The sequence below is a fragment of the Roseateles sp. P1_C1_2 genome (assembly GCF_056406535.1).
The window spans coordinates 110,242-135,281 of the sequence record NZ_JBFUAB010000003.1 but is presented as its reverse complement, the minus strand read 5'-3'; the positions used below and the strand labels follow the sequence as shown (position 1 = coordinate 135,281).

Below are 25,040 nucleotides of genomic sequence, written 5' to 3'. Positions count from 1 at the left end.
TACCAGATGGTCGACTTTACGTGATACCAATAACATACCAATGAAAGCGATTGCGGACCGGGCGACAATGGGCCGCATGAGCCTGTTCGACGTGTTGCTGCTGGGCCTGATGGCCCTGGTTTTGGTGTTGCTGGTGTTGATCTGGGCTCGCCAGAAACCGCAAACCGGCGTGGCACCGGAGCTGCTGCAGAGCAACGAAAGGCTGGAGCGCGAGCTGCGCGACGAGCTGGGCCGCAGCGCCAGCGGCACGCGCCAGGAGCTGGTGCAGGGCCTGGCCCAGTTCCAGCAGGTGCTGGCGCAAGGCCTGCAGGGCAACAGCAACTCGCAGGCCCAGCAGGCGCTGGCCGCCCGCGAGGCCCAGGACGCCGCCGCCTTGCGCAGTGCCCAGGCCCAGACCGAGGCCATGCAGCGCCTGACCGAGGCGATGCGCGAGCAGCTCAAGGCCATGTCGACGAACAACGAGCAGCGCATGGCCGAGCTGCGCCACACCGTCGAGCTGCGCCTGACCAGCATCCAGCAGGACAACGAGAAAAAGCTCGAGCAGATGCGCGCCACCGTTGACGAGAAGCTGCACGCGACGCTGGAGCAGCGCCTGGGCGAGAGCTTCAAGCAGGTGGCGGATCGCCTGGAGCAGGTGCACAAGGGCCTGGGCGAGATGCAGAACCTGGCGCGCGATGTCGGCTCGCTGAACCGCGTGCTGACCAATGTGAAGACGCGCGGTGTCTTCGGCGAGGTGCAGTTGGCAGGCCTGCTGGACCAGGTCTTCACGGCCGAGCAGTACGCGGCCAATGTGGCGGTGCTGCCCGGCTCCAGCGCGCGGGTCGAGTTCGCGGTCAGGCTGCCCGGCCAGCGCGACGACGGCCAGCCGCTTTGGCTGCCCATCGATGCGAAGTTCCCTCGCGAGGACTACGAGCGCCTGCTCGATGCCCAGGAGCGCGCCGACGCCCCCGCTGCCGACGCCGCGGGCAAGGCCATCGAGGGCCGGCTGCGGCTGGAGGCCAGGACCATTCGCGAGAAATACATCGGCCCGCCGCACACGACCGACTTCGCCATCCTGTTCGTGCCCACCGAGGGCCTCTATGCCGAGGCGCTGCGCCGCCCCGGCCTGATGGAGGCCCTGCAGCGCGAACACAAGGTCATGCTCTGTGGCCCGACCACGCTGCTGGCCACGCTGACCAGCCTGCAGATGGGATTCCGCACGCTGGCGCTGGAGAAGCGCTCGGCCGAGGTCTGGGAAGTGCTGGGTGCCGTCAAGACCGAGTTCGGCAAGTTCGGCGACGTGCTGTCCAAGGTGAAGAAGAAACTCGATGAAGCGGGCAACACGCTGAACGACGCCGAGGTGCGCACGCGGGCGATGACGCGCAAGCTCAAGGGCGTGGAAGCCCTGCCGGATGACGCGGCCCAGCAGTTGCTGCAGCTCAGCCTCGGCGAGGACGCCGAGTGACTGCAAGCAGCGGTGGCACGCCCAACCCCAAGAGCCTGCGCCATGCCTTCGTGTGGCTGATCGCCACGCTGATCTGCGTGCATGCCTGCATGGCCGTCACGCGCGTGACGGCCAGCCTGTGGGTGCTCAACCGCGGCTACGGCGAGGCCTCGGTCGGCCTGCTGCTCAGCCTCTTTGCCGTGGCGCCCATCGGCCTGTCGCTGTGGGCCGGCCGCCTGGCGGACCGGCACGGCTTTCATCGCCCGGTCGGCATGGGCGTCATCATGGCCGGCGTTGGCGCCTTGCTGGCGCTGACGGTGCAGCAGCTCTGGGCCATTGCCACCGGCTGCCTGCTGTGCGGCGGTGCGGTCGCGGTGGCGGCCGTGGCCATGCAGCGCGAGGCCGGCCTGATGGCCGACGAACCGGGCGAGCTCAAGCGCATCTTCAGCTGGATGGCGCTGGGCCCGGCCCTGTCCAACGCGCTGGCCCCCGTCATCGCGGGCCTGCTGATCGACCATGCCGGCATGACGGCCGCGTTTGGCTTTGCGGCGCTGCTGCCGCTGCTGGCCTGGGGCCTGGCCCAGAAGGTGCCGCGCCATCTGCCGGAGCCGCTGACCAAGAGCTTTCGCGAGCGCGCCGCCTGGCAACTGTTCCGGCTGCCCGCCTTCCGGCGGCTGATCCTCGTCAACCTGGTGCTGTCGGCCTGCTGGGATGCGCACAGCTTTGTCGTGCCCGTGGTGGGCCATGCGCGCGGCCTGTCGGCGGTCAGCATCGGCATCGTGCTGGGCAGCTTCGCGGCCGCGGCCACCTGCGTGCGCCTGGCCATCGTGCGCTTCGCCGACGACCTCGACGAGGTCAAGGCCCTGCGCACGGCCATGGTCGTCGCGATGCTGACCTTCATGGCCTATGCCTGGCTGCCCGGCACGGGCGGCCTGATGCTGGGCTCGGCGGTGCTCGGCGTCGCGCTGGGCTCGGTGCAGCCGATGATCCTGGCCATGCTGCATCACGTGACGCCGCCCGACCGTCACGGCCAGGCCCTGGGCCTGCGCATGCTGACCGTCAACGGCGCGACGGTCGCGATGCCCGCCGGCTTTGGCATCCTCGCCGCCGCCACGGCCCTGGTCGCGCCGATGTGGCTGATGGCCTCGCTGTTGTTGGTGGCGCAACTGCCGGCCAGGCATCTGCGCCAGAGCTAGTTCTTCGGTGCCGGGTTGCACTTGAGCGGGAAGCCGGCCTCGCTGGATGGGCTGCAGATGTTGCCGCCGCCGTCCACGATGGCGTTGCGCAGCGAGGGGTCGAAGTAGGGCGGCTTCTGTGCCGTGCCGAAGTCGTTGTTCTTGAAGATGTTGTTGGTCAGGTGGAAGTCGGCCGGCTGGGGCAACTGGTCGTGCATGCCCTGGCTGCAAGCCTCCTTCACACCGAAGGCGAAGCTGAGGTTGAAGTAGGCCGCCCAGGCCTGCGGCCCGGAGATGGCATCGCGCATGCGGTTGTTCTCGAAGCGGTTGTTCTCCAGGCGCACCGCGGTGTCGGCGGGGAAGATCTTGTCCTGGTCCCAGCCGGCCGGTCGCAAGCAATAGGCGCGGAAGAGGGCGAAGAGCTGGCCGCTGCGCTCGACGACGTTGTCGAGGAACTGGGTGTCGTGCAGGCTGGAGAAATACCAGCCGCCGATGCCGCAATAGGCCGCGTGCGTGATGCGGTTGCCCTGGATGACGGCGTTGTTCATGTCGCCGACCCATTCGATGCCGCAATCCCAGACGTCGGTGATCTGGTTGTTCCTGACCACGGCCGACGCTTCGTCGCCCAGGACGATGCCATCGTCGGCGCCATTCCAACTGGCCACCTTGGAGTCCCAGCTGCCGTCCAGCTGATTGCCGATCACGCGGTTGTTGCTGCCCATATTGAGCACCAGCAGCGCGGCCACGACCTCGTTGGGCACCGTCTTCACCTTGTTGTTGGAGATCGTGGAATTGCTCGCGTAGTAGTGCTGGTAGGAGCCCGTCAGCTGGTTGCCGTCGAAGCGCAGGCGTTCGACGTTCTGCACGTTGAAGATGCTTGGCTGTGCCGGGTCACCGGGCGAGATGGCGTTGTCGGTGATGCTGAGGTCGCGGCTCTTGCGGATGTCGTTCCAGCCCGCGCGGATACGGCAATGCCGCAGCGCGACGCGGTCCGCGTTGGTGATGTGCAGCGCGTGGACGCCGAGCGCGTGGATCGTGTTGGCAATCTCATGGTCGGCGCAGTCCAGCAGCACATCGCTGGTGTCGTGGATGTCGATGCAGGGCTTGCCGTCGTCGCGCATCGCGGCGATGTCGCGGTCCAGCGTGTAGCTGCCGGGCTGCGTGATCTCCTGGCAGCTCGTGATCAGCTTGGGCGACTTGGCGGCGATGGTGATGCGGCTGGCCTGGCTCTGCACCGAGCCGGCGGCGTTGCTGATCTGGGCCGAGATGCGCGCGCCGTCGTCGCCGTAATGCAGGGCGGCCATCGTGTAGCTGGACGCCGTGGCGCCGGCGATGGGCGCGCCGTCGCGCAGCCACTGCACGGTCAGCGGCTGCGAACCGCGCACCTCGATGCTGAAGCTGCGGCTGGCGCCCGCCTCGGCCTGCGTGGTGGCGGGCAGGTCGGTCTGCAGGCTGATCGCGATGGCCCGCACGCTCAGCGTGACGGCCGTGCTCGTCGTGCTGCCGGCGGCATTGCTGACGGTGACGCTGAACTGCGCGCCATGGTCGGCCAGTTGCGCGGCCGACAGGGACAGCGTGGCCGATGTGGCGCCGGCGATGGGCGTGCCGTTGCGCGACCACTGGTAGCTCAGCGTGCCCGTGCCCTGGGCCGCCACGCTGAAGCTCGCGGCGGCGCCATCGTCGACGGTCAGCGCCGCAGGCGCGGTGGTGATGCTGGGCGCGGTGGCCTGCACAGGCGGCGGGGGTGGCGTGCCGCTGCCACCGCCACCGCCGCAGGCCGTGACGAGCAGCAGCAGGGCGCAGCTGCGCAGCCGGCGTGCCAAGTCGCAAAGCGTCATGGGAACTCCCTGAAGTATTTTTTTGCGGCGCGAGTATCCGGGCAGACCGCCTGCCGCCGCTTCCGCTGAAGCCCTAGCATTCCTTCGCAGGAGGTGGGGGCATGAGGATTCACAAGTTCTGGCTGGGCGGCCTGCTGCTGGCCGCGGCGTCCTTGGCCCTTGCCCAGGTGGAAGACGAGGACGACGGCGAGGCACCTGTCGCCATGGCCGCGGCCGAAGCCCAGGCCCTGCTGAACCAGCCGCTGCCCGCCGAGCCCGCGGCCCGCTATGCGCTGCTGCAGCGCCAGGCCCGCGCGGCGCAGGCGCTGGAGCAGCGCGGCAAATATGTAGAGCTGCTGCGCGAACTCGCCACGCTGGGCCGCAGCCAGCCCGGCGGCGAGATCTGGATCCGCCAATACCTCAGCGCCGAGTTCATCTGGGGCAGCTCGGGCCAGTCCATGGTGGCGGCGGACGCCTTCGCCAGCGACACGACGCTGCCGCTGACCGCGCGCGCCGAGGCCGCGTTGCGCCATGTGTATGCGCTGGCCCAGGCACGCGACCGCTCCATGCTGGAGCGCATGTGGTCACGGGCCCAGGGCCTCGTCAAGCAGGCGCAGGAGGCGCTGAGCGACCGCGACCCCGCCGCCACGCTGCGGCTGCGTGTGCAGTTCCTGCAGGTGCGCTCCGAGATCGAGCGCTGGGAGGGGCGACTGGGTGACGCCGTGGCCACGATGCGCGAGGCCGTGCGCCTGGCGCAGAAGGGCGTCGAGGACGCGCGCCGAACGGCGAAGGAAACCAGTGGAAGGCCGCGCGACCCCCTCGTGCAGGACGCCTATGGCTGGTATGACGGCTCGCAGGGCATGCTGGTCTATGCCTTGGTGCGCCACGGCCGCGCGCCCGAGGCCATCCAGGTGGCGCAGGGCAATCTCGCGCTGTGGCGGGCCGGCCAGTTGAGCGAGGCGCTGGGTGCGCGCTGGAGCTACCGCCTCGGCCAGGCCCAGGTGGCCGCCCGCCAATACGCTGCGGCGCTGGAGAACGCGCAGCGGGCCGACGACATGCTGCAGCGCTCCGGCGCCAGTGCCGCCAGCCACACGCGCTGGCTGGCGCGCCAGGAGCAGGTGAGGGCGCTGATCGGCCTGCGCCGCTGGCCCGAGGCCGATGCCTTCTACCGCGACTTCCTGGCCAGCTTGCCGGCCGACAGCCTGGCCAGGGACCGCGCCAGCGACTGGCGGCTGCGCGCGCTGCTGGCCGCCAAGAACGGCCGTTTCGACGAGGCCATGGACGCCGTCGAGCGCATCCTGCGCTACCGCCAGCGTCTCTACGGCGAGGCCCACCCGCAGACGCAGGAGGCCAGCGGTGTGCGGGCGCTGGTGCGCCTGCTCAAAGGCGACATGGCCGGGGCCTGGAGCGACTACCAGCCGCTGTTCACGGCCTTGCTCGACAGCCCCGGCGGCTGGCAGGACCTGGACCTCAACGGCGCCCGCGGCTTCGTGCTGGGCCTGGCCTTCGACGAGTTCCTGCGTGAAGTCGGCGCCCGGGCCTTGCSTGGCGAGACCTTGGAGCCCGCGTGGACCGACCGCGCCATGCAGGTGGCCGACCGCCTGCAGGCCGGCGCCGCCCACCGCGCGCTGACCGATGCGACCGCTCGCCTGCTGGCCGCCACGCCGGCCCTGCGCGGCCTGCTGGAAGAGGAGGCCAATCTGCGCGCCGCCGCCAGCTCGCGCAACGGCGCCCTGGCCACCCAGTTGAGCGAGGAAGACCGCCTGCGTCGCCGCAACGGCAGCGAGGAGACCAAGGCCGAGTTGAAGGCCTTGCCGGATGCCGAGCGCAAGAAGAGGCAGAAGGCCATGACCGACGAGCTTGCTGCGCTGCGCGAGCAGGTGAAGGCGGGGCGTGAGCAGGCCCAGGCCGCGCGCGAGGCGCTGAACGCGCAGCGCGAGCGCGTCGCCAAGGCCTACCCGGCCTACGCCGATCTCGTCACGCCCACCTTGCCGGGGCCGGCCACGCTGCAGAAGCTGATGTCGCCCGGAGAGGCCCTGCTCGTCCTGCAGCCGCTGGAGGGCGCGACGCTGGCCTGGTGGGTCACGCCCGGCGCGCCGACACGCTTCGCGGCCTCCAGCATCGGCGCGGCCGGCTGGGCCGACAAGGTGGCGCAGATCCGCGCGGCACTGGACCTCAGCACCGGACGGTCGCCGACCTTGCCGGTGGCGGGACTGCAGGAGGTCTGGCGCGAACTCGTCGCGCCGCTGCAGCCCGGCGCCGACGTGAAAAGCCTGCTTGTCGCGGCCGACGGCGCGCTGGCCGCGATGCCGTTTGCCGCCGCGCTGACGTCGGCCGAGCCCGCTGCCTTCGTCGCGCGCCGCATGGCCGTCACCCAGTTGCCCTCGGCCGGCGCGTTGTTCGCGTTGCGCCGTGCGGCCGCGCCGGCGCCAGCCGCCAAGCCGCTGTTCGGCGTCGGCGACCCGCAGTTCAAGTCCAGCGCCAAGCCCGGTCGCGCGGCATTGGGAAGCGGCGCCACCAAGTACGACGCCGCCTGGGGTTTCAGCTATGGCGACATCCCGCCCCTGCCCGAGACTCGCGCCGAGCTGACAGCGTTGGCCAAGGCTCTGGGCGCGAACGCCCAGGCCGATCTGCTGCTCGGCGCCGCCGCCACGCGTGAGGCCGTGCTGGCCGCGCCGCTGGCCGACCGCCGCGTGGTCGCCTTCGCCACGCACGGGTTGATGCCGGGCGAGCTGCCCGGTGTGTCCAAGCCGGCGCTGGCCCTGGCTCCAGGCAAGGACGCGGGCGCGTCGCCGCTGCTGGAACTCGACGATGTGCTGACGCTGCGCCTGAACGCCCAGGCCGTGCTGCTGTCGGCCTGCAACACCGCCGCCGGCGAGCAGGGCGGGGCGGCCATGTCGGGCCTGGTTCGCGGCTTCTTCTTCGCCGGCAGCCGTTCCGTGCTGGCCACGCATTGGGCCGTCGAGACCTCGTCGGCCGCGGCGCTGACGTCAGCCACCTTCTCCGCGAAGGCCCCGCGCGCCGAGGCCCTGCGCATGGCTCAAATGGGGATGATCGAGGGAACTCTCGGTGGCGGCCGTTGGACGCATCCGTTCTACTGGGCCGGATACGCCCTGTTTGGTGATCCGAGTCGATAGGAGTCTTGAAATGCGTGCCCTGGTCTTGTGTCTTTCCCTGCTGAGTTCAGCGGCCTTTGCCCAGCAGGCCTGCGAGGTGCTGGCCGTCAGTGGCGAGGCGCAACGAGTCGACGGCAAGGCGCTGGCGGTGGGCGACAAGCTCGACGTCGGCACCACGCTGCGCACCGGCGCCGCCGGCCGCGTGCGGCTGAAGTTCACCGACGGTTCCGTCCTCGTGCTGGCCGACAAGAGCCAGTTGCGCATCGAGGTCTTCAGCGCCTCCGCCGGTCAACCGCGCACCGCCGAATTCCTGCTGGAAACCGGCCTCATCGGCCAGCGTGTGACGCCGTCCGTCGGTGGCAATTGGCGGGTCCGCAYGCCGACCGCCGTGACGGCCGTGCGCGGCACCGAGTTCAGCGTCGAGGTTGGCGATGACCGCGCCACCGCCGTGCATGTGAAGACCGGCGAGGTCGATGTCGAGCCCGCCGGCCCGCAGACGCGGGGCATCAAGCCGCGCTACCCGGTGCGTCTGCAGAAGGCCCTCAACGGCACCCGTTGCGACGCCAGCCAGTGCGTTTCCGCCGTGGCCTGGACGGCCGACAAGGTGCAGCGCCTTGAACAGCGCCTGGGGTCTCTGGATTGAGACGCGCAGCAGGCTTGGGCTATCTGCTGATCGGCCTTGCGGCCGCGCTGCTCGGCTTCGCCATGCTGGCGGGGCGGGCCGACATGCCCGTCCTGGAACGGCCCGACCAATGGCAGCTGGACTGGCAGATGGGCTGGCGCGGGCCGCTGGCGCCGGGCGCCGAGCTGCCGCTGCTGCTGGTGCGCGTGGACGACGCCGCGCTGGAGGCCCTGGGCGGCCGCGTGCCCGACCGTGCCGAGATCGCCCGCGCCGTGCAGGCCCTGCACGCCGGTGGCGCCCGCGCCGTGGCCCTGGACATCCTGCTGCTGCCCGGTGGTGGCACGCCCGAGGGCAGCGCCGCGCTGGCCAGCGCGATGAAAGCCTGCGCCTGCACGCTGATTCCCTTCTCCCTGCCCGACGACGGCAAGGTCGACAACGGTGCGCCGCCCGCGCCCGTGCTGGCCCAGGCCCTGCTGCGTTATGACGACGAAGCGGCCCTGGCCCGCAGCGAGAGCTATTACCGCCCGCACCGCCTGGTGGCGCCCGAGGCCGGCCTGGCCGAAGCGGCCGTGGCCCTGGGCCACATCAGCGTGCGCCCCGAAGCCGACGGCAGCCTGCGCCGCGACCTGCCGCTGCTGCGCCTGAACGGCGAGGTCTATCCCTCCCTGCCGCTGCGCCTGGCCGCCTTCGCGCGCGGTGCCGACTGGAAGCAGGCGCGGGCCCGCTTCGGCGCCGAGTTCAGCGTCGGCAACGCCGTGCAGTCGCGCCTGGACGAGTTGTCGCGCCTGGGCGTGAACTACTACGGGGCGACGGGCAGTTTCGACAACATCGGTTTCGCTGACCTGCTGGCCGGCCGCGTGGACCCGGCGCAGCTGCGGGGCCGCGTGGTCGTGCTCGGCGTGTCTGCCCTCGCGGCGGGCGACCACGTGCCCACCCCGTTCGACGCCCGCCTGCCCGGCATGGAGCGCATCGCTACCGTCACCGACAACCTGTTGACCGGCCGCAGCCTCGTGCGCCCGCCCTGGGGCGGCGCCGCCGAACTGGCGGCCGTGCTGCTGCTGCCCTTCGTCGCCATCGCCATGCTGGCGCGCCGCTCGCTGGGCGTGGCCCTGGCGGCCATCGTGCTGATCACGCTGATCCTGCTGGCCAGCGTGCAATGGGCCTTCGAGAGCCGCTACTTTGTCTTCGCGCTGGCGCCGCCGCTGCTGGCGCTGGCGGTGGCCACGCTGGGTGGCAGCGTGCTGCGTGCCGGCATCGAGCAGGGTGAGCGCCGCGACGCGGCCCGGCGCCTCGCGGCCAGCGAGCAGCGCTATGCCCTGGCTGCCCAGGGCGCCAACGACGGCCTGTGGGACTGGGATCTGGCGACGGGCGAGGTCTATTACTCGCCGCGCTGGCTGGCCTTGATGAGCCTGTCCGAGGCCGAGGCAGGCCATGCCATCCAGGCCTGGACCCAGCCGCTGGACCCCACCGTGCGCAACGCCTTCGAGGCGGAGCTGCAGGCCCACCTTGATGGGCAGAGCCTGCAGTTCCATCACGTGCTGCATTTCAACCAGGGTGGCCAGGAGCGCTGGCTGCTGGCGCGTGGCCTGGCCGTGCGCGAGGGTACCGAGCCGGTGCGCATGGCCGGCTCGCTGACCGACATTTCCGAGAGCCAGCGCCTGCAGCGCCAGATCAGCTTCGACGCACTGCACGACCGCCTCACCGGCCTGGCCAACCGCGTGCTGTTCCGCGAGCAGCTGATGCAATTGCTGGCCGGCGTGCCCGCCCCCGAGACCGGCCTGCTGCTGCTGGGCCTGGACGGCTTTCGCGCGCTGAACGAGAACCATGGCCCGGTGGCGGGCGATTCGGTGCTGACCGAGCTGGGCGCGCGGCTGAAGGCGGCCTTCGGCGCGCGTCATCTGGTTGCCCGCATGGGCCCTGATCAGTTCGCGCTGCTGCTCGCCGGCGGCGACAGCGCGGCCGAACTGTCTCGTGGCGTGCAGGGCCTGCTGCAGTCGCCCTTCAACGTCGCCACGCCCATGCTGCAACTGACGGCCGGCATTGCCTGGGCCCAGCGCCGCCACGGCCCGGCCTCGGCCGACGAGCTGATGGCCGCGGCCGAAGGTGCACTCGCCCGCGCCAAGGCCGGCGGCCCTGGCCAGACGCATGAATTCGACCCCGCCGAGCAACTCGTCGAGCAATCGCGCCGCTGGCTGCGCGACGCCATCGACGCGGCCCTGGCCAGCGGTACGCAGTTCGAGCTGCACTACCAGCCCTTCGTTCGCCTCGGCGACCGCGCCCTGCTGGGCTTTGAGGCGCTGATCCGCTGGAAGCACCCCGAGCGTGGCCTCATCATGCCGGGCGACTTCATTCCCGTTGCCGAAGCCAGCGGCCAGATCTGCGCCATCGGCCGCTGGGCTTTGCTGGAGGCCGCCGCGCAGCTGCGGCGCTGGCAGCCCCTGGGCTTCAGCGGCGAGGTGGCCGTCAACCTGTCGGGCGTGCAGCTGGAGCGCGACCTCGAGCTGCTGGCCGATGCCCGCGCGACGCTGGCGGCCCTGGGCGATGTGCCCACCCACCGTCTCAAGCTCGAGGTCACCGAGAGCATGGCCATGGCCAACCCGCAGCGCAGCGCCGAGGTGCTGCAGGAGCTGGCGCGCATGGGCTTCAAGCTCAGCATCGACGACTTCGGCACCGGCTACTCGTCGCTGGCCTATCTGCACCGCTTCCCCTTCGACACGCTGAAGGTCGACCGCAGCTTCGTCATCCGCCTGGCCGCCGGCCGCGAGGCCCAGGAGATCGTCCGCACCATCGTCGGCCTGGCTTTGGCGCTGGGCAAGCAGACGCTGGCCGAGGGCGTCGAAGACGAGAAGCAGGCCGCGCTGCTGGAGCAGCTTGGCGTGCAGGTGGGGCAGGGCTGGCTGTTTGCGAAGGCACTGCCGGAGGCGCAGGCGACGGAGGCGATCAGGAGCGCGCCGTGGCGACGGTAAGGGCGACGGGTGTCTGGGGCGGTCATTGACCATGCAAGTCTCTCGGGTCAGCGCCGCTCAAGGAGAGTCCTTGATCGGCCTCATCCCTGCATGACTGCGCGCCCCGGCCCCATCTACGCGCCGCTGCTGCTGAGATCGGTGCTGGGCCTGCTTTTCATCGCCCATCTGTATTGGAAGTTCGCTGTCTTCCCCGGCGGCCTCGCCCAATGGTGGTCAAACTTCGCGGCCAATGGATACCCTTCGTTCGTGCCCGTGTATGTGCTCTCGGCGGAGATCGCCGGTGCGTTGTTGCTGATCCCTGGCGTGCTCACCCGATGGGTGAGTTTGTACGCAGTGCCCATGATGCTCGGCGCCACACATTTCTGGGCCGTGCGCAAGGGCTTCTGGTTTGTTGGTGCGGGCGCCGAACTGCCTGCTGTGTGGACCGCCATGCTTGTGCTGCAGGCGATGCTGGGTGACGGGCCGTTTGCGTTCAAGGCAGCAAGACATGCGGCCTGACCCGCTTCCGCCGAGCAGATACGCCAGCCCGAGCGGCTCGTGAAGGCGAACGTGCCGGCGACTAGCCCCTGATCGCGCCAATGACGAGCATGACCGTGCCGCTGGCGGCATGAAGAACGACCTGGGGGAAGATTCGGAGCTGCGTCCTGGTCTGGTCGGGACACCGGCCACGGGTGAGCGAGGCACGGCCTGCCGCGCTCAGCACTGGACGCTGCGAAATCTATGCGTGACCATGCGGCCCTGAATCCACGGAGACATCCCTTGCACAACAACACCCTCCAACCTGCCTTTCTCAAGTCGCTCATGACCGCCGGAGCGAATCTCGAACTGCAGTACAACGATCTGGCGCCCCATGCCAGTGACAGGATGACCGCGGCGTTGGAGCTTGCGAAGCACGCCAGGGAAACGCAACGCCAGCTCAGGTTCGTTGCGATCAGTGCCGGCACGTCGGGCATCAAGCACCTGGCCGAGGAGGGTGACGGCTATGTCACCTTCGCGCTGGTGAACTGATCCAGGCTGGGCAGGCCGCAGGCCGCGGCGTCGCGCGATGCCGGAGGCAGGCGCGGTCGAGCGCATCGAACCCTTTTTGACCTGAGCGGCGTCGCCACCGCGAGTCATCTCATGACGGCGTGACCGTTACATACGCCGGCGATTACAGCGACATACACTCGTTTCCAAGCGGCACCCGGCCAGTGGTTGCCGCCGTCCTTCTTCGAGATGGGAGAACCTGATGACCACCGGCCTAGACCGTTCGGCGAGTGGTGTGCCAGGCCTGGATGAGGTCCTGCATGGTGGGCTGATCGCCGGGCGGCTCTATCTGATCGATGGCGCGCCGGGTGCCGGCAAGACGACGCTGGCCCTGCAGTACCTGATGCAGGGCGTGCGCGAGGGCGAGTCGACGCTGTATGTGACGCTGGGCGAAACGGCCGCCGAGTTGCGTGCCGGCGCGGCGTCGCACGGCTGGTCGCTGGACGGCATCGAGATCGTCGAACTGGTCGTCGACGAGGGCGAACTGCTCGGCGAGTCCGAACTGACGATGTACCACCCGTCGGAAGTGGAGCTCAACGAGACGACCAAGCGCATCCTGGCGGCGGTGGAGCGCTGCAAGCCGCGCCGCATGGTGCTGGACTCGCTGTCGGAGCTGCGCCTGCTGGCCCAGGCCTCGCTGCGCTACCGGCGCCAGATCCTGGCGCTCAAGCAGTTCTTCGTCGGGCGCGGCTGCACCGTGCTGTTTCTGGACGACCGCTCCAGCGACGGCATCGATACCCAGTTGCACAGCATCGCCCACGGCGTCATCGCGCTGGAGCGCAGCGTGCCCGCCTACGGGCCGGCGCTGCGTCAGCTGTGCATCACCAAGTTCCGTGGCAGCGACTTCATCAGCGGCCAGCAGGACCTGGTCATCCGGCGCGGTGGCCTGCACGTATTTCCGCGAATGACGCCCAGCCAGCATGGCGCGGCCTACCCGCGCGACGTCGTGCCCAGCGGCATTGCGGCGCTGGACCAGTTGCTCGGCGGCGGCACCGACCGTGGCACGGCGACGCTGCTCGTCGGCCCGGCGGGTTCGGGCAAGTCCACGATCGCCGCGCAATATGCCGTCATGGCGACCAAGCGCGGCGGCCATGCCGCCATCTTCACCTTCGAGGAGGGGCGAACGCTGCTGCTGGACCGCCTGGCCAGCTTGGGGCTGGCGGTCGAGGAGGGCGTCGGCCCGGGCAGGCTGAAGGTGCGCCAGATCGACGCCGCCGAGGTGCTGCCCAGCCAGTTCACCAACGTCGTGCGCGAGTCCGTTGAAAGGGATGGCGCCAGCGTCGTCGTCATCGACAGCTTGAACGGCTATCTGAACGCCATGCCCGAGGAGCGTGCGCTGATCGTCCAGCTGCATGAGCTGCTGACCTATCTGAACAACCACGGCGTGGCGACCTTCGTCGTGGCCACGCAGTCCGGCATGATGGGCTCGAACATGCGCAACCCGGTCGATACCAGCTATCTGGCCGATGCCGTCGTGCTGTTCCGCATGTACGAGCACCAGGGCGCGGTGCGCAAGGCCATCTCGGTCATCAAGAAGCGCAGCGGCCGGCATGAGGACACCATCCGTCAGCTCTGGTTCGACGACAAGGGCGTGCACCTGGGGCCGCCATTGATGCATCTGCGCGGCGTGCTGACGGGTGTGCCGGTCGAGGTGCCGGTGCATCGCGAGGGTGAGGCCGGCGATGATCGAGCCGGACGACACTGAGCGCTCCTACAGCGAGCGCGTCATCGTGCTGGCGCCGACGGCGCGTGACGGCGACGTCACGAGCCGGCTGCTGGCCGAGGCGCGCATCGAGGCCGTCCTCTGCAAGGGCTGGCGGCACGCCGAGGAGGTGATGCGTGAGGGCGCCGGTGCGCTGATGATCACCGACGTCGCTTTCGCCGACGCCGGCTTCGTGGTGCTGCTGAACGTGCTGGAGCGCCAGCCGGCGTGGTCCAACCTGCCCGTGCTGGCCTTGTGCCGCCACGGACTGGAGGCACCCGGGCTGCGCGAGGCGCGGCTGCGCAACCTCACAGTGCTGGACCGGCCGACGTCGACGCGCGTGATGGTCAGCGCGGTGCGCACGGCCCTGCGCGGGCGGCGCTGGCAATACCAGATCCGCGACCAGATCGATTCGCTGATGCGCGCCGACCGCTCGCTGCGCCAGGCCGACCAGCGCAAGGACGAGTTCCTGGCCACGCTGGCGCACGAGTTGCGCAACCCGCTGGCGCCCATCCGCACCGGCCTGCAGCTGCTGGGCGCCAACCCACCGCGGGACGAGGGCCAGTACAAGGGCCTCACGGAGATGATGGACCGGCAGATGAGCCAGCTGTTGCGCCTCATCGACGACCTGCTCGAGGTGTCGCGCATCTCGACGGGCAAGCTCGTCCTGCAGCGCGAGCCGCTGGACATGCGGCGGGTCGTCGAGATGGCGCTGGAGTCCTGCCAGCCGCTGATCGAGCGCGGCAGCCATCGGCTCAGCGTGACGCTGCCGGACGAGGAGCTCTGCGTGGACGGCGACCTGACGCGGCTGGCGCAGTCGCTGAGCAATCTGCTGAACAACGCCGCCAAGTACACGCCGGACGGCGGCCGCATCTGGGTCACGCTGACCCGCGCTGGCACCGAGGCCGTGCTGACCGTGCGCGACAGCGGCGTGGGCCTGCCCGAGGACATGATCGGTCGGGTGTTCGACATGTTTGCCCAGGTGAACCGCTCACTGGAGCGCGCCCAGGGCGGGCTGGGCATAGGCCTGGCCCTGGTCAGGAGCCTGATCTCGCTGCATGGCGGCCGTGTCAGTGCGGCGAGTGCCGGGCTGGGCCGGGGCAGCACCTTCACCATCGAGCTGCCCCTGGCGGCCGAGGAATCCGCGCCAGCGCCGCTGCAGGTCCCTGAACCGGAGTCGGCCGCGCCAGCGCGCATCCTCGTCGTCGATGACAACGACGACGCGGCACAGTCGCTGGCCATGCTGCTGTCCCTGTCGGGCCATGAGGTCGAGGTCGAGAACGGTGGCCAGGCCGCGCTGCAAAAGGCGGCCAGCTTCCTGCCGCAGGCCGTGTTCTGCGACGTCGGCATGCCGGGCATGGACGGTCACGAGTTCGCGACCCGGCTGCGCCAGGACGCGCGCTTTGCGTCCACGCTGCTGGTGGCCCTGACCGGCTGGGGCTCGGAGGAAGACAAGAAGCGCTCGCGCGCCGCCGGCTTCGATGAGCACCTGACCAAGCCGGCCAGCGTGGATGCGGTGACGGCGTTGCTGGCCCGACTCTGAGGCTCAGGCCTGGCGATCGCGTGCTGGCAGCGCGTCGCGGAACACGTCGAAACCCTTCCAGGCCGGCACCGGTGGCGTGTGGCCCTCGTGCGGCGCGTAGACCGAGGCTTCCACCAGCGCCATCTTGTGGATGTAGCGCGGGCAGTTGGGGAAGATGGCGTCGGCCGTCACGCGCACGATGAAGACGGCGCCGGGGAACTGCGCCATCAGCGCGTCGTCGGCGCTGATGCGCGCGCTGCCGTTGACGCGCAGGCGGCGCGGCTTCTCGAAGTCGATGAACAGCAGGCCCACCTGCGGGTTGACGGCGACATTGCCCCAGGAGCGGTACATGCCGTTGCCGTCGTAGTCGGGAAAGGCCAGGGTCTGGCCGTCCAGCACGCGCACGAAGCCGGGCAGGCCGCCCTTGTACGAGCAGTCCGGCCGTCCTTCAGCATCGGCGCTGGCGACGAAGAACATCGTGCAGGCCTGGATGAAGGCGCTGTCGTCGTCGGTGAAGGCGCTGCGCAGCGTGACCTGGGCGAGCCGGTCGGCGATGCCGCGTGTGTCGCGGGCGTCCTGCAGGGAACGCATGCCTTCATGGTAGGGGGAGGTGTCCATGGCGCTCTGTCCTTCGCTGGGGGGCAGGGTGCCCAGCATGCGCGTTGTCCGGCGCCTGTGTCCAGCGTTGGCATCTGACGAACGGCTGTCTGGGGAAAAGCACGCAGAATCCCCGGCAAGCCGAAGATGCGGCTGCCTGGAGAGAGACAAGATGACGATGAAGCTGCAAGGGTGGATGCCGCTGGGGTTGGGCGTCGCCGTGCTGAGCCTGGCGAGCCTGGTGCTGGGCGTGGCGCAGGCCCAGCCGGTCGCGGCGCCCAAGCCCAAGGTGGCGCTGCCGCGCGCCCTGGCGCTGACTGCGGAGGTCGTCGCACTGCCCGAGCGCGTGCGCGAGCTCGGCGGCATCGAGGAATACCGCCTGCCCAACGGCCTGCAGCTGCTGCTCTTCCCGGACGCGACGCAGACGACCACGACGGTCAACATCACCTACCGCGTCGGCAGCCGTCACGAGGTGCCCGGCGAGTACGGCATGGCCCATCTGCTGGAGCACATGCTGTTCAAGGGCACGCAGCGCCAGAAGGACATCCCCGGCGCCATGGCCCAGCGCGGCGTGCGCTTCAATGGCACGACGACGGTGGACCGCACCAACTACTTCGCGAGCTTCAACGCGAATGCCGACACGCTGGCCTTCCTGCTCGACCTGGAAGCCGACCGCATGGTGAACAGCCGTGTCGCCAAGGTCGATCTCGACACCGAGATGACGGTGGTGCGCAACGAGTTCGAGCGTGGCGAGAACCAGCCCTTCGCCGTGCTGAACCAGCGCGTCAACGCGGCGGCGTTTGCCTGGCACCCCTATGGCCACGCCACCATCGGCCCCAAGAGCGACATCGAGAACGTGCCCATCGAGAAGCTGCAGGCCTTCTACAAGCGCTACTACCGGCCCGACAACGCGACGCTGCTGATCGCCGGCCAGTTCGACAAGGCCGCGACGCTGGCTCTGATCGCCAGGCACTTCGGCGCCGTGGCCAAGCCCGCCACACCCGTGCCGCAGCCCTACACGGTCGAGCCGGCCCAGGACGGCGAGCGCACGGTGGTGGTGCGCCGCGTCGGCGGCCAGCCGATTCTTCTCGCGGCCTATCACGTGCCGGCCATTACCCACCCGGACACGCCGGCCCTGGTCGTCTACGGCCTCCTGATGAGCCTGCAGCCCAGCGGGCAGCTCTACAAGCAACTGGTCGAGCCCAAGCTGGCGGTGGCGGCCGGCATCGGCGGCGCGGGGGGCGCGGAGCCCGGCACCGTCGGCGCCTATGCGGCCCTGCCGCCGGGGGCCGACGTCGACAAGATCGAGACCCTGCTGCTGGACCTCGCCGAGGGCCGCAGCGCCAAGCCCTTCGACGAGAGCGAACTCGTGCGCGTGCGCGACATCGCCGTCAACAGCTACCGCCAGCAGATGAAGAACCCCGAGGCGCTGATCCAGCAGATCTCCGGGCTGATCGCCGCCGGCGACTGGCGGCTGCTGTTCCAGCTGATGGAGGACATTCCCAAGGTCACGCTGGCCGACGTGGAGCGTGTGCGAGCTGCCTACTTCAAGCCGGCCAACCGCACGCTGGGCCGCTACCTGCCGGCGGCCGCCGTCGAGCGCGTCGAGATCCCCGCCGCGCCGGCGCTGGAGCAGCGCCTGGCCTCGCTCCAGGGCCCGCCCAAGGTGGAGGAGGGCGAGCAGCTCGAGCCGGTGCCGGCGGTGCTGGAGTCGCGCATGAAGCGCGCGACGCTGCCCAGCGGCATCGCCCTGCACACGCTGCAGAAGCAGACGCGCGGCAACACGGTGGTGCTGCAGATGCAATTGCGCTGGGGCGAACGCGACGCGACCTTCGCGCGCAACGGCACCGGCATCGTGGCCTCGCTGATGGACGAGGGCAGCGCGGGCTATACCAAGCAGCAGTTGCAGGACGCGCTGATCAAGCTGCGCGCCAGCCTGAACTTGACCAGCTACGACCAGGGCGCCACCATCTTCATCAGCGCCGAGCGCGACACCCTGCTGCCGGCCCTGCGCGTGGCGGCCGACGCGCTGCGCAAACCGCTGTTCCCGCAGGACGCCTTCGATCGCGACATCAAGTCGGCCCTCGCCGGCATCGAGGCCTCGCGCCAGGAGCCCGGCGTGCTGCGCCAGGAGGCCACGCGCGGCCACTACAACAAGGCCCGTGGCGTCGGCCTGGGCCACCCCGACTATGTGATGGGCGTGGACGAGCGCGTCGCCAACCTGAAGGCGACGACGCTGGACGAGGTCAAGCGCTTCTACGCCGACTACTGGAGCTTCAACGAGGCTCAGGTGAGTGCCGTCGGGGCCCTGCCCGAGGGGCTGGGCGCCGAGATCGACAAGCTCTTCGGCGATTGGAAAAAGCCCGCGGCGCCGAAGTTCGTGCGCCACATTCCCCAGCACCTGGTGGTGCCGCCGGCGCGCTTCGATGCCATCGCCCGCGACAAGGCCAATGCCATCGTGCGTTTCCACGAGACGCTGCCACTGAACGCCGAGGACCCGGACTACCCGGCACTGGATCTGGCGGTGCACATCTTCGGCGGTGGCGGGCTGGAGAGCCGCCTGTCGGAGCGCGTGCGCCAGAAGGAGGGCCTGACCTACGGCATCGGCGCGTCCTTGAGCGCCAGCTACTGGGGCAATGCCGGCAGCTTCGCCATCCAGGCCAGTTATGCGCCGGACAGGCGCGAGCGTGTCATCGCCGTCGTGCAGGAAGAGGTGGCGCGCATGGCCAGGGAGGGCGTCACGGCGGCCGAGCTGGCGCGGGCCAAGAAGGACATCCTGGAAGGCCGCAAGCAGGGCCGCGCCGACCCCGGCGCCCTGGTCGGCGGCCTGAGCAGCCTGGCCGAGCGCGGCGAAACCTGGGCGGCGGCACAGAAGCGCGACGAGGCACTGGCCGCCGTCAGCGTCGAGCAGGCCAACGCGGCCTGGCGCAAACACATCAAGGCGGACAGTTTCATCATTTCGACCGCTGGTGACTTCAAGAATCCCTAAAGTTGCCTGACCTACCGCCACAGGAGATCGCGATGAAGATCGACCCCTATCTCTTCTTCAACGGCCGCTGCGAAGAAGCCATCGAGTTCTACAAGAAGGCGCTGGGCGCCACGGTGGAGTTCATGATGCGCAACTCCGAAAGCCCCGAGCCGCCGCCGCCCGGCATGCTGCCGCCGGGTTCGGAGCAGAAGATCATGCACGCCTCGGTGCATATCGGCGGGGCCCTGGTCATGATGTCCGACGGCATGTGCGACGGCAACACGGCCTTCAAGGGCTTCTCGCTGTCGCTGGACTGCCCCGATGCCGACTCTGCCCGCGAGGCCTTTGCGGCGCTGGCCGTGGGCGGCCAGATCAGCGTGCCGCTGGGCAAGACCTTCTGGGCGCCGCTGTTCGGCATGGTCAATGACCGCTTCGGCGTCGGCTGGATGGTGGGTGTGTCGGACAATGCGGGGTGACCACCGCATCAGTACAGCTGCCCGCCCACCTGAAGGCCGATTGTTCGGCCTGCGTGGCGCTGTGCTGCGTCATCCCGCCCTTCGATGCCGAGCAGGGCTTCGGTTTCGACAAGGCGGCCGAGACACCCTGTCACCATCTCTGCGCCGACCACCGCTGCGGCATCCATGACGCGCTGATCCCGCGTGGTTTCGAAGGCTGCGTCGCCTTCGATTGCCTGGGTGCCGGTCAGCGGCTGACGGCTCTCGCCCTGGAGCGCTTTGGCAGCACGGACTGGCGCGAGCGGCCCGAGGTGGCGCGCTGGCTGTTCGCGGCCTACCCGCGCATGCGCCAGGTCCAGGAGTGGCTTGCCAGCCTGAGCTTGGCGGCTGCCGTGACCGGTCTGGACGACTTGCGAAAATTGGCGGACGAACTCGACGCCGAATCCCCGCGCTGGCCGGACTGGAGCCCGGCCGAGCAGGGCGACTGGCAGGCGCGCGTGCGAGCCGCGATCGCGCCGCTGGCGCCCCAAACCACTTCAAGCAACTGACAAGACCCATGGATTCAGCGAAACCCACCCTGGCAGTCGCCCTGGCCGATGAACGGCTGGGCAAGGGTTGGCAACGGTCCCGCACGCGGATTCGCATCGTGGCCGTCTTGTGCAGCCTGCTGGCGGCCCTCATCGTGTACGGGCTTTTCGATCGGTTCCGCGTTGCCCAGGGCCAGGCCAAGGCCGAAAAGCAGTTGATTGCGGCTGTCGACCTGCGCGTCGGCAATCCGGCCGGGGCGGCCGAGCGCGGTGAGGCCAAGGCGCGCGCGGRCATCGAGGCCGGCCTGCTGCAACTGGAGACCTTCGGTGCCGCGGTGTCGCCCGCCAAGGCCGAGCGGCTGAAGCAGCGCTATGGCATCACCTGGGTCAACAAGGGCAAGGAGGCCACGCCCCTGACCCAGGCCCACGCGGACGCCTACAACCGCGTGATGCAGGCCGAAGTCGAACGCCGCCACGGCCGCGAACGGCTGGATCAGCTGCTGCTTGAGCTGGACGGCGGCGCGACCAGGCTGGACAAGAAGGAAGCGTCATGAAGCTCATCGGCATGCTCGACTCCCCCTATGTGCGCCGCGTCGCCATCTCGATGCGGCTGCTCGGCCTGTCGTTCGAGCATGCGGCCATCTCGGTGTTCCGCGGCTTTGACGCCTTCCAGCAGATCAACCCCGTCGTCAAGGCGCCGACGCTGATCTGTGATGACGGCAGCCTGCTGATGGATTCGACGCTGATGCTCGAGTACATCGAAGCGCTGGCCGGCCGCGGCCTGCAATCGCGCGAGCCCGCGGTGCTGCTGCGCGAGCTGCGCGTCACGGGCCTGGCGCTGGCGGCCTGCGAGAAGACGGCCCAGATCGTCTACGAGCGCGGCCTGCGCCCGGCGGAGAAGCGGCATGAACCGTGGATCGAGCGCGTCACCGGCCAGCTGAACGCGGCTTACCGTGAGCTGGACAAGGAACTCGCCGCGGCCGAGCTGGACACGAGCGAAGCGGGCATCCGCCAGGCCGGCATCACGGTCGGCGTGGCCTGGACTTTCACGCAGTTCCTGCTGCCGGAGGTCGTGACGGCGAACAGCTTCCCGCATCTCGTCGCCCATGCCGCCGCGACCGAATCGCTGCCGGTGTTCAAGGCCATTCCCTGCGACGACGGCGTGACGCTGAACTGATGGCCAAGCGTCCATCACAAACCGTCTACGTCTTCCAGGGCGGCGGTGCCCTGGGCGCCTACCAGGCCGGTTTTGTCGAGGCGCTGGAGGATGCGAACCTGCCGCCGGACTGGCTGGTGGGCACGTCCATCGGCGCCATCAATGCCGCGCTGATTGCTGGCAACGCGCCCGCCGACCGGCTCAAGGCGATGCGCAGCTTCTGGGACCGCGTGACGCGGCCGGCCCTGTCCGCACACCTGCCGCCCAATCCCTTCATGGCGCTCTGGCAACAGGGCCTGCAGACCTGGCAGACGCTGACCAGCGGCGTGCCCGGTTTCTTCAAGCCGCGCGGCCCCCAGTCCTGGGACATGAGCCGCCGCGCGCCGCTGACCGAACTGGGTTTCTACGACACCGCGCCGTTGGCCGCGACGCTGCGCGAGCTGGTGGATTTCGAGCGCATTGCCAGAGCCGAGACGCGGCTGACGCTGTGCGCCGTCGATGTGCGCAGCGGCGCGCTGGCCCTGTTCGACAACCGCGACGGCAAGACTCGCATCGGCCCCGAGCATGTGATGGCCAGTGGCGCGCTGCCGCCCGGTTTCGCGCCGGTGCAGATCGGCAAGCAGGCCTATTGGGACGGGGGCATCTACTCCAACACGCCGCTGGACGTCGTGCTGGACGACAGCGAGCGCCGCGACACGCTGTGCTTCATGGTCGACCTGTGGGACGCCAGCGAGGCCGCGCCGCAGACCATGGCGCAGGTGCTGGCGCGCTACAAGGACATCCAGTACGCCAGCCGCATCTTCGAGCATTTGGGCGACCATGAGCGCCTGCAGAACCTGCGCCGCGCGCTGCGCCTCGTCGGCCGCAAGCTCGACGCCAGGACCGCCGCCGAGCCGGCCGTGAAGGAGCTACTGGCGCTGGGCTGCGACTCGCGCATCGACATCGTGCATCTCGTCATGCGCTCCCTGGAGGGCGAGGACTCCTGGCGCGACATCGACTTCAGCGACGCACGCCTGCGCGCCCGCTGGAGCACCGGCCTCAAGGATGGCCGGCGCATGCTGGCCAAGGCCCCCTGGAAGGAGCCCGCGCGCGAGCGCGTCGGCATGCGGGTGCACACGCTGGACGGCGCAGACTGAGCGTCAGGCCTGGGCGAGCGCGTTCAGCTTCTGGACGGTCGCCCAGTTGCGCGTCGTGCCGCGCTCGCCCAGCTTCTTCAGCAGTGCGACGGCGGCCTTGCTCTCGAGGATGCCGTTGCCGCACCACAGATAAGCCGCGTCGGCCGTCACGACGAATTGCTCGCCGCTGTCACCGGCGATATCGGCCACGGTTTGCAGCGCGGCGGCATCCTGCGTCATCGCAACGAGCAGGCGGCTGTGGTCGTCGGCTCCGTCAATGCCGTGCTCCGCAGCGATGGCGGCCCACTCGGTGGCCGTCTTCAGGATGACGGCGGCATCGACGCCGAGCTTGTCGAGCACCGCGGCGCGGATCTTGTCGGCGCCGAGCTTCTTCTTGCAGTCGAAGACCGCATTGCCGCTGTTCAGCAGCGTCGAGACATTCGTCGCACCCAGTTCGGTGAGCAGGACCTTGAGGTCGGCCATCGCCAGGCGCTTGGCCTTGCCGACGTTGATGCCGCGCCAGAGGGCGATGTAGCGCATGGTCAAGGCTCCCGAGTGAAGACGAGCTTGCCGCCGACCCAGGTCTGCCACACGCGGGTCTTCAGCAGCGCCGCGGGCGACGAGGTCAGCGGATCGCGGTCGACCAGGATGAAGTCGGCACGGTGGCCGGGCGTCAGCGAGCCGAGGTCCTTCTCCGCATGGGCGGCGAAGGCGGCGCCGCGCGTGAAGCAGTCCAGGGCCTGCACCGGGTTGAGCGCCTGCTGGCGGTACCAGCCGCCGATGGGCTTGCCGGCGGCGTCCTCGCGCGTGACGGCGGCATACAGGCCCGCCCAGGGGCTGGGTTCCTCGACCGGAAAGTCCGAGCCGCAGGCCAGGCGGGCGCCGCTCTTGAGCAGGCGCTGCCAGGCATAGGCGCCCTGGATGCGCTGCGCACCGACGCGGTCCTCGGCCATGTTCATGTCGGACGTCGCATGCGTGGGCTGGATGGAGGCAATGACCTGGCCCTTGGCGAGGCGCGGGATGTCGGCCGGCGCAATGACCTGGGCGTGCTCGATGCGGTGGCGCAGCTGGATGCTGCGCGGGCCCATCTCCTTTTGCAGCGCCTCGAAGCCGGCCAGCACCTGGCGGTTGGCCGCGTCGCCGATGGCGTGGACGTTCACCTGGAAGCCCGCCTTGGCCGCGGCGCGCATCTGCGCCAGCAGCTCGGCGTCGGCGCGGAACAGCAGGCCGCGCGTCTGGGGCGCGTCGTTGTAGGGCGCGAGCAGGGCGGCACCGCGGCTACCGAGTGCGCCGTCGGCAAACAGCTTCACGGCACGCAAGGCGTAATGGCCGTCGCCCAGGTCCAGCAGCGGGCCACTGGCGCGCAGCCGCGCCATGAAGGCTTCGTCGCTGCCGCGGGCCATGCCGTAGATGCGGAGCCTGAGCTGGCCTGCCGATGCGCGCTGGCGCAGCAAGTGATGGGCGGCGGCGGAGACGCCGGCGTCATGGGTGCTGGTGATGCCCAGCGAGAGCAGCTCGCGTTCGGCGCTGTCAAGGTTGGCCGCAAGTTCGGTTGCATCCTCGGCCGGCACCTGGCGCTCGACCAGGCCCATGGCGGCATCGACGAGCACGCCGGTGGCCTCGCCGTGGGCATCGCGCTCAATACGGCCACGGGCCGGGTCGGGCGTGTCGCGCGTGATGCCGGCCAGTTGCAGGGCGCGGCTGTTGGCCCAGCCGGCGTGGCCGTCGACGCGGGAGAGGAAAACGGGGCGTTGGCTTTCGGCCGTGTCCAATTCGGCGGCGGTCGGAAAGCGGCCCAGCTTCCACGCGGCCTGGTTCCAGCCGCCGCCGGTGATCCAGGCGGCCTCGGGGCGGGCCTCGGCATGAGCCCGGACGGCGGCCAGCGCGGCGTCGAGGTCGGCCGTGGCGCGCAACTGCAGGCTGCGCCGCGCCGCGCCCAGTGCCAACACATGGCCGTGGGCATCGATGAGTCCGGGCATCAGCACGCGGCCGCCGGCATCCAGGCGCGCACCGTCGCCGCTCGGCAGCTCATTGAGCTTGCCGATCGCCACCACGCGGCCATCGGCGCCGATCTGCATCGCATCGAAGCGGATGACGCGGCCCTGCTCATCCAGGGTCAGGCCGCGGGCGTTGTGGACGAGAAGAGCCTGGGCGCAAACGGCGCCGCCGCCAAGCGAGAGCAGGGCGGCGGCAAAGAGAGAGTGAAGTCGCATGCCCGCAGTCTCGGCGACCAGGGGGTGTCGGGCATCAGTTCATGCCCGGAGCCGCGGCGGGCTCACTTGCCGAGGCAGCTGGCGTTGTAGGCCTCTTCGGCAGCGGCCTTGTTGAGGCGCTCGGTCTCGTTCTCGACGCGGCGGTTGCGCAGCGAATCGCGAATCGCGACGCACTTCTCGCGCAAGCGATCGGCATCCTGGCGCGCGCGCTCGGCCTCGTTGCGCACGGCCTGCTGGCCTTCACGCTCCTTGCGCCGGGCATCGCTGGCCTGGCGGCGGGCGTACTGGTCGTCCTCGCTGCACTTCTGCTCGTACTCGCGGCGCAGGTCGTTGACCGTGGCGTAGCCGACGCCGCGCGAGGGCGCGGTGCGGATGGCATCGCTGATTTCGGCGCAGCGCTGGCTGAGGTAGCGGTGGTGTTCGGGCGCCTGCTCCATCGTGGGCGTGCGCGGCTGGTAGGACGCCGATGTCGTGCGGGCCGGCCCGATGGAGCCCATCGGCGGGGGGCTGGCGCCGACGCAGGGCTTGTCGGTCAGCACGACGCTGCCGCCCACTTCGCAACGGTAGGTCGCCGCGAAGGCGGCAGGCGTGACACAGAGAAGCGCGAACAGCGCCGGAAGGATTCGAAAGCTCATGGTTC

Annotated in this window: 20 protein-coding genes; 15 read left to right on the top strand and 5 right to left on the bottom strand. The window is 69.9% G+C overall.

Annotated elements, in window-relative coordinates:
- Positions 1–76 precede the first annotated feature (76 nt).
- Together AC1D2H_RS03810 and AC1D2H_RS03805 are read left to right on the top strand one after the other, a co-directional pair.
- A complete protein-coding gene (locus tag AC1D2H_RS03810) occupies positions 77–1,444 on the top strand; it encodes a DNA recombination protein RmuC (RefSeq protein ID WP_478010052.1) in 1,368 nt (455 codons plus the stop codon).
- Positions 1,441–2,619, top strand: a complete 1,179-nt coding sequence (locus AC1D2H_RS03805; protein WP_478009934.1) for an MFS transporter — start codon at positions 1,441–1,443, stop codon at positions 2,617–2,619. The genes AC1D2H_RS03810 and AC1D2H_RS03805 overlap by 4 nt, the downstream gene beginning before the upstream one ends.
- On the opposite strand, the gene AC1D2H_RS03800 is transcribed toward AC1D2H_RS03805, so the two are convergent.
- Positions 2,616–4,436: a right-handed parallel beta-helix repeat-containing protein gene (locus AC1D2H_RS03800; RefSeq protein ID WP_478009933.1), complete on the bottom strand. Its 1,821-nt coding sequence runs from the start codon at positions 4,434–4,436 to the stop codon at positions 2,616–2,618. The two genes, AC1D2H_RS03805 and AC1D2H_RS03800, sit on opposite strands and share 4 nt — an antisense overlap.
- 101 nt (positions 4,437–4,537) lie before the next feature.
- Here AC1D2H_RS03800 and AC1D2H_RS03795 point away from each other — a divergent pair, with 101 nt between their 5' ends.
- The 7 genes from AC1D2H_RS03795 (at position 4,538) to AC1D2H_RS03765 (ending at position 15,390) form a co-directional block, all read left to right on the top strand.
- Positions 4,538–7,552, top strand: a complete 3,015-nt coding sequence (locus AC1D2H_RS03795) for a CHAT domain-containing protein (RefSeq protein WP_478009932.1) — start codon at positions 4,538–4,540, stop codon at positions 7,550–7,552.
- Between the two features lie 10 nt (positions 7,553–7,562).
- Complete coding sequence (locus AC1D2H_RS03790) at positions 7,563–8,174, top strand: FecR family protein (RefSeq protein ID WP_478009931.1); 612 nt, start codon at positions 7,563–7,565, stop codon at positions 8,172–8,174.
- Entirely contained in the window at positions 8,171–11,119 is a 2,949-nt protein-coding gene (locus AC1D2H_RS03785) for an EAL domain-containing protein (protein ID WP_478009930.1), read from the top strand. Before AC1D2H_RS03790 ends, AC1D2H_RS03785 begins: the two co-directional genes overlap by 4 nt.
- A 90-nt stretch (positions 11,120–11,209) precedes the next feature.
- Positions 11,210–11,617, top strand: coding sequence for a DoxX family protein (locus AC1D2H_RS03780; protein ID WP_477933038.1), 408 nt, complete (start codon positions 11,210–11,212; stop codon positions 11,615–11,617).
- A 261-nt stretch (positions 11,618–11,878) separates the two neighbouring features.
- Positions 11,879–12,127 carry a hypothetical protein gene (locus AC1D2H_RS03775; protein ID WP_477933036.1) on the top strand — a complete coding sequence of 83 codons (249 nt, stop codon included), beginning with the start codon at positions 11,879–11,881 and terminating at the stop codon, positions 12,125–12,127.
- Positions 12,128–12,347: 220 nt separating this feature from the next.
- A complete protein-coding gene (locus AC1D2H_RS03770) occupies positions 12,348–13,850 on the top strand; it encodes a DUF7125 family protein (protein ID WP_477933034.1) in 1,503 nt (500 codons plus the stop codon).
- Positions 13,828–15,390 carry a hybrid sensor histidine kinase/response regulator gene (locus AC1D2H_RS03765; RefSeq protein WP_478009929.1) on the top strand — a complete coding sequence of 521 codons (1,563 nt, stop codon included), beginning with the start codon at positions 13,828–13,830 and terminating at the stop codon, positions 15,388–15,390. Before AC1D2H_RS03770 ends, AC1D2H_RS03765 begins: the two co-directional genes overlap by 23 nt.
- A gap of 3 nt (positions 15,391–15,393) precedes the next feature.
- On the opposite strand, the gene AC1D2H_RS03760 is transcribed toward AC1D2H_RS03765, so the two are convergent.
- On the bottom strand, positions 15,394–15,987 hold the full coding sequence (locus tag AC1D2H_RS03760; RefSeq protein WP_478009928.1) for a pyridoxamine 5'-phosphate oxidase family protein: 594 nt from the start codon (positions 15,985–15,987) through the stop codon (positions 15,394–15,396).
- 151 nt (positions 15,988–16,138) lie between these two features.
- On the opposite strand from AC1D2H_RS03760, the gene AC1D2H_RS03755 reads away from it, so the two are divergent.
- From AC1D2H_RS03755 to AC1D2H_RS03730, 6 genes are read left to right on the top strand one after another with little or no spacing between them, the layout of a single operon-like run.
- Positions 16,139–18,955, top strand: coding sequence for a M16 family metallopeptidase (locus AC1D2H_RS03755; RefSeq protein ID WP_478009927.1), 2,817 nt, complete (start codon positions 16,139–16,141; stop codon positions 18,953–18,955).
- 32 nt (positions 18,956–18,987) lie between these two features.
- Positions 18,988–19,410, top strand: coding sequence for a VOC family protein (locus AC1D2H_RS03750; protein WP_477933026.1), 423 nt, complete (start codon positions 18,988–18,990; stop codon positions 19,408–19,410).
- Positions 19,407–19,937 carry a hypothetical protein gene (locus tag AC1D2H_RS03745; protein WP_478009926.1) on the top strand — a complete coding sequence of 177 codons (531 nt, stop codon included), beginning with the start codon at positions 19,407–19,409 and terminating at the stop codon, positions 19,935–19,937. The genes AC1D2H_RS03750 and AC1D2H_RS03745 overlap by 4 nt, the downstream gene beginning before the upstream one ends.
- Before the next feature lie 8 nt (positions 19,938–19,945).
- Complete coding sequence (locus tag AC1D2H_RS03740) at positions 19,946–20,470, top strand: hypothetical protein (RefSeq protein WP_478009925.1); 525 nt, start codon at positions 19,946–19,948, stop codon at positions 20,468–20,470.
- The gene (locus AC1D2H_RS03735; protein WP_478009924.1) at positions 20,467–21,093 is read left to right on the top strand and encodes a glutathione S-transferase; all 627 of its coding nucleotides are present in this window, start codon (positions 20,467–20,469) and stop codon (positions 21,091–21,093) included. The genes AC1D2H_RS03740 and AC1D2H_RS03735 overlap by 4 nt, the downstream gene beginning before the upstream one ends.
- Entirely contained in the window at positions 21,093–22,208 is a 1,116-nt protein-coding gene (locus AC1D2H_RS03730) for a patatin-like phospholipase family protein (RefSeq protein ID WP_478009923.1), read from the top strand. The genes AC1D2H_RS03735 and AC1D2H_RS03730 overlap by 1 nt, the downstream gene beginning before the upstream one ends.
- 3 nt (positions 22,209–22,211) lie before the next feature.
- Here AC1D2H_RS03730 and AC1D2H_RS03725 read toward each other — a convergent pair whose 3' ends face one another.
- From AC1D2H_RS03725 to AC1D2H_RS03715, 3 genes are all read right to left on the bottom strand, one after another.
- On the bottom strand, positions 22,212–22,727 hold the full coding sequence (locus AC1D2H_RS03725; RefSeq protein WP_477933016.1) for a DUF1697 domain-containing protein: 516 nt from the start codon (positions 22,725–22,727) through the stop codon (positions 22,212–22,214).
- A 2-nt stretch (positions 22,728–22,729) separates the two neighbouring features.
- Positions 22,730–24,400, bottom strand: coding sequence for an amidohydrolase (locus tag AC1D2H_RS03720; protein WP_478009922.1), 1,671 nt, complete (start codon positions 24,398–24,400; stop codon positions 22,730–22,732).
- A 62-nt stretch (positions 24,401–24,462) separates the two neighbouring features.
- Complete coding sequence (locus tag AC1D2H_RS03715; RefSeq protein ID WP_477933012.1) at positions 24,463–25,035, bottom strand: BAR domain-containing protein; 573 nt, start codon at positions 25,033–25,035, stop codon at positions 24,463–24,465.
- Positions 25,036–25,040: the final 5 nt, after the last annotated feature.

What these genes read in the sequence shown, in the direction of transcription:
- AC1D2H_RS03770 (WP_477933034.1), top strand. Translation starts at nt 12,348, where the DNA reads ATGACCACCGGCCTAGACCGTTCGGCGAGTGGTGTGCCAGGCCTGGAT.
- AC1D2H_RS03725 (WP_477933016.1), bottom strand. Translation starts at nt 22,727, where the DNA reads ATGCGCTACATCGCCCTCTGGCGCGGCATCAACGTCGGCAAGGCCAAG.
- AC1D2H_RS03750 (WP_477933026.1), top strand. Translation starts at nt 18,988, where the DNA reads ATGAAGATCGACCCCTATCTCTTCTTCAACGGCCGCTGCGAAGAAGCC.
- AC1D2H_RS03760 (WP_478009928.1), bottom strand. Translation starts at nt 15,987, where the DNA reads ATGGACACCTCCCCCTACCATGAAGGCATGCGTTCCCTGCAGGACGCC.
- AC1D2H_RS03810 (WP_478010052.1), top strand. Translation starts at nt 77, where the DNA reads ATGAGCCTGTTCGACGTGTTGCTGCTGGGCCTGATGGCCCTGGTTTTG.
- AC1D2H_RS03800 (WP_478009933.1), bottom strand. Translation starts at nt 4,436, where the DNA reads ATGACGCTTTGCGACTTGGCACGCCGGCTGCGCAGCTGCGCCCTGCTG.
- AC1D2H_RS03755 (WP_478009927.1), top strand. Translation starts at nt 16,139, where the DNA reads ATGACGATGAAGCTGCAAGGGTGGATGCCGCTGGGGTTGGGCGTCGCC.
- AC1D2H_RS03715 (WP_477933012.1), bottom strand. Translation starts at nt 25,035, where the DNA reads ATGAGCTTTCGAATCCTTCCGGCGCTGTTCGCGCTTCTCTGTGTCACG.
- AC1D2H_RS03720 (WP_478009922.1), bottom strand. Translation starts at nt 24,400, where the DNA reads ATGCGACTTCACTCTCTCTTTGCCGCCGCCCTGCTCTCGCTTGGCGGC.
- AC1D2H_RS03780 (WP_477933038.1), top strand. Translation starts at nt 11,210, where the DNA reads ATGACTGCGCGCCCCGGCCCCATCTACGCGCCGCTGCTGCTGAGATCG.
- AC1D2H_RS03735 (WP_478009924.1), top strand. Translation starts at nt 20,467, where the DNA reads ATGAAGCTCATCGGCATGCTCGACTCCCCCTATGTGCGCCGCGTCGCC.
- AC1D2H_RS03765 (WP_478009929.1), top strand. Translation starts at nt 13,828, where the DNA reads ATGATCGAGCCGGACGACACTGAGCGCTCCTACAGCGAGCGCGTCATC.
- AC1D2H_RS03730 (WP_478009923.1), top strand. Translation starts at nt 21,093, where the DNA reads ATGGCCAAGCGTCCATCACAAACCGTCTACGTCTTCCAGGGCGGCGGT.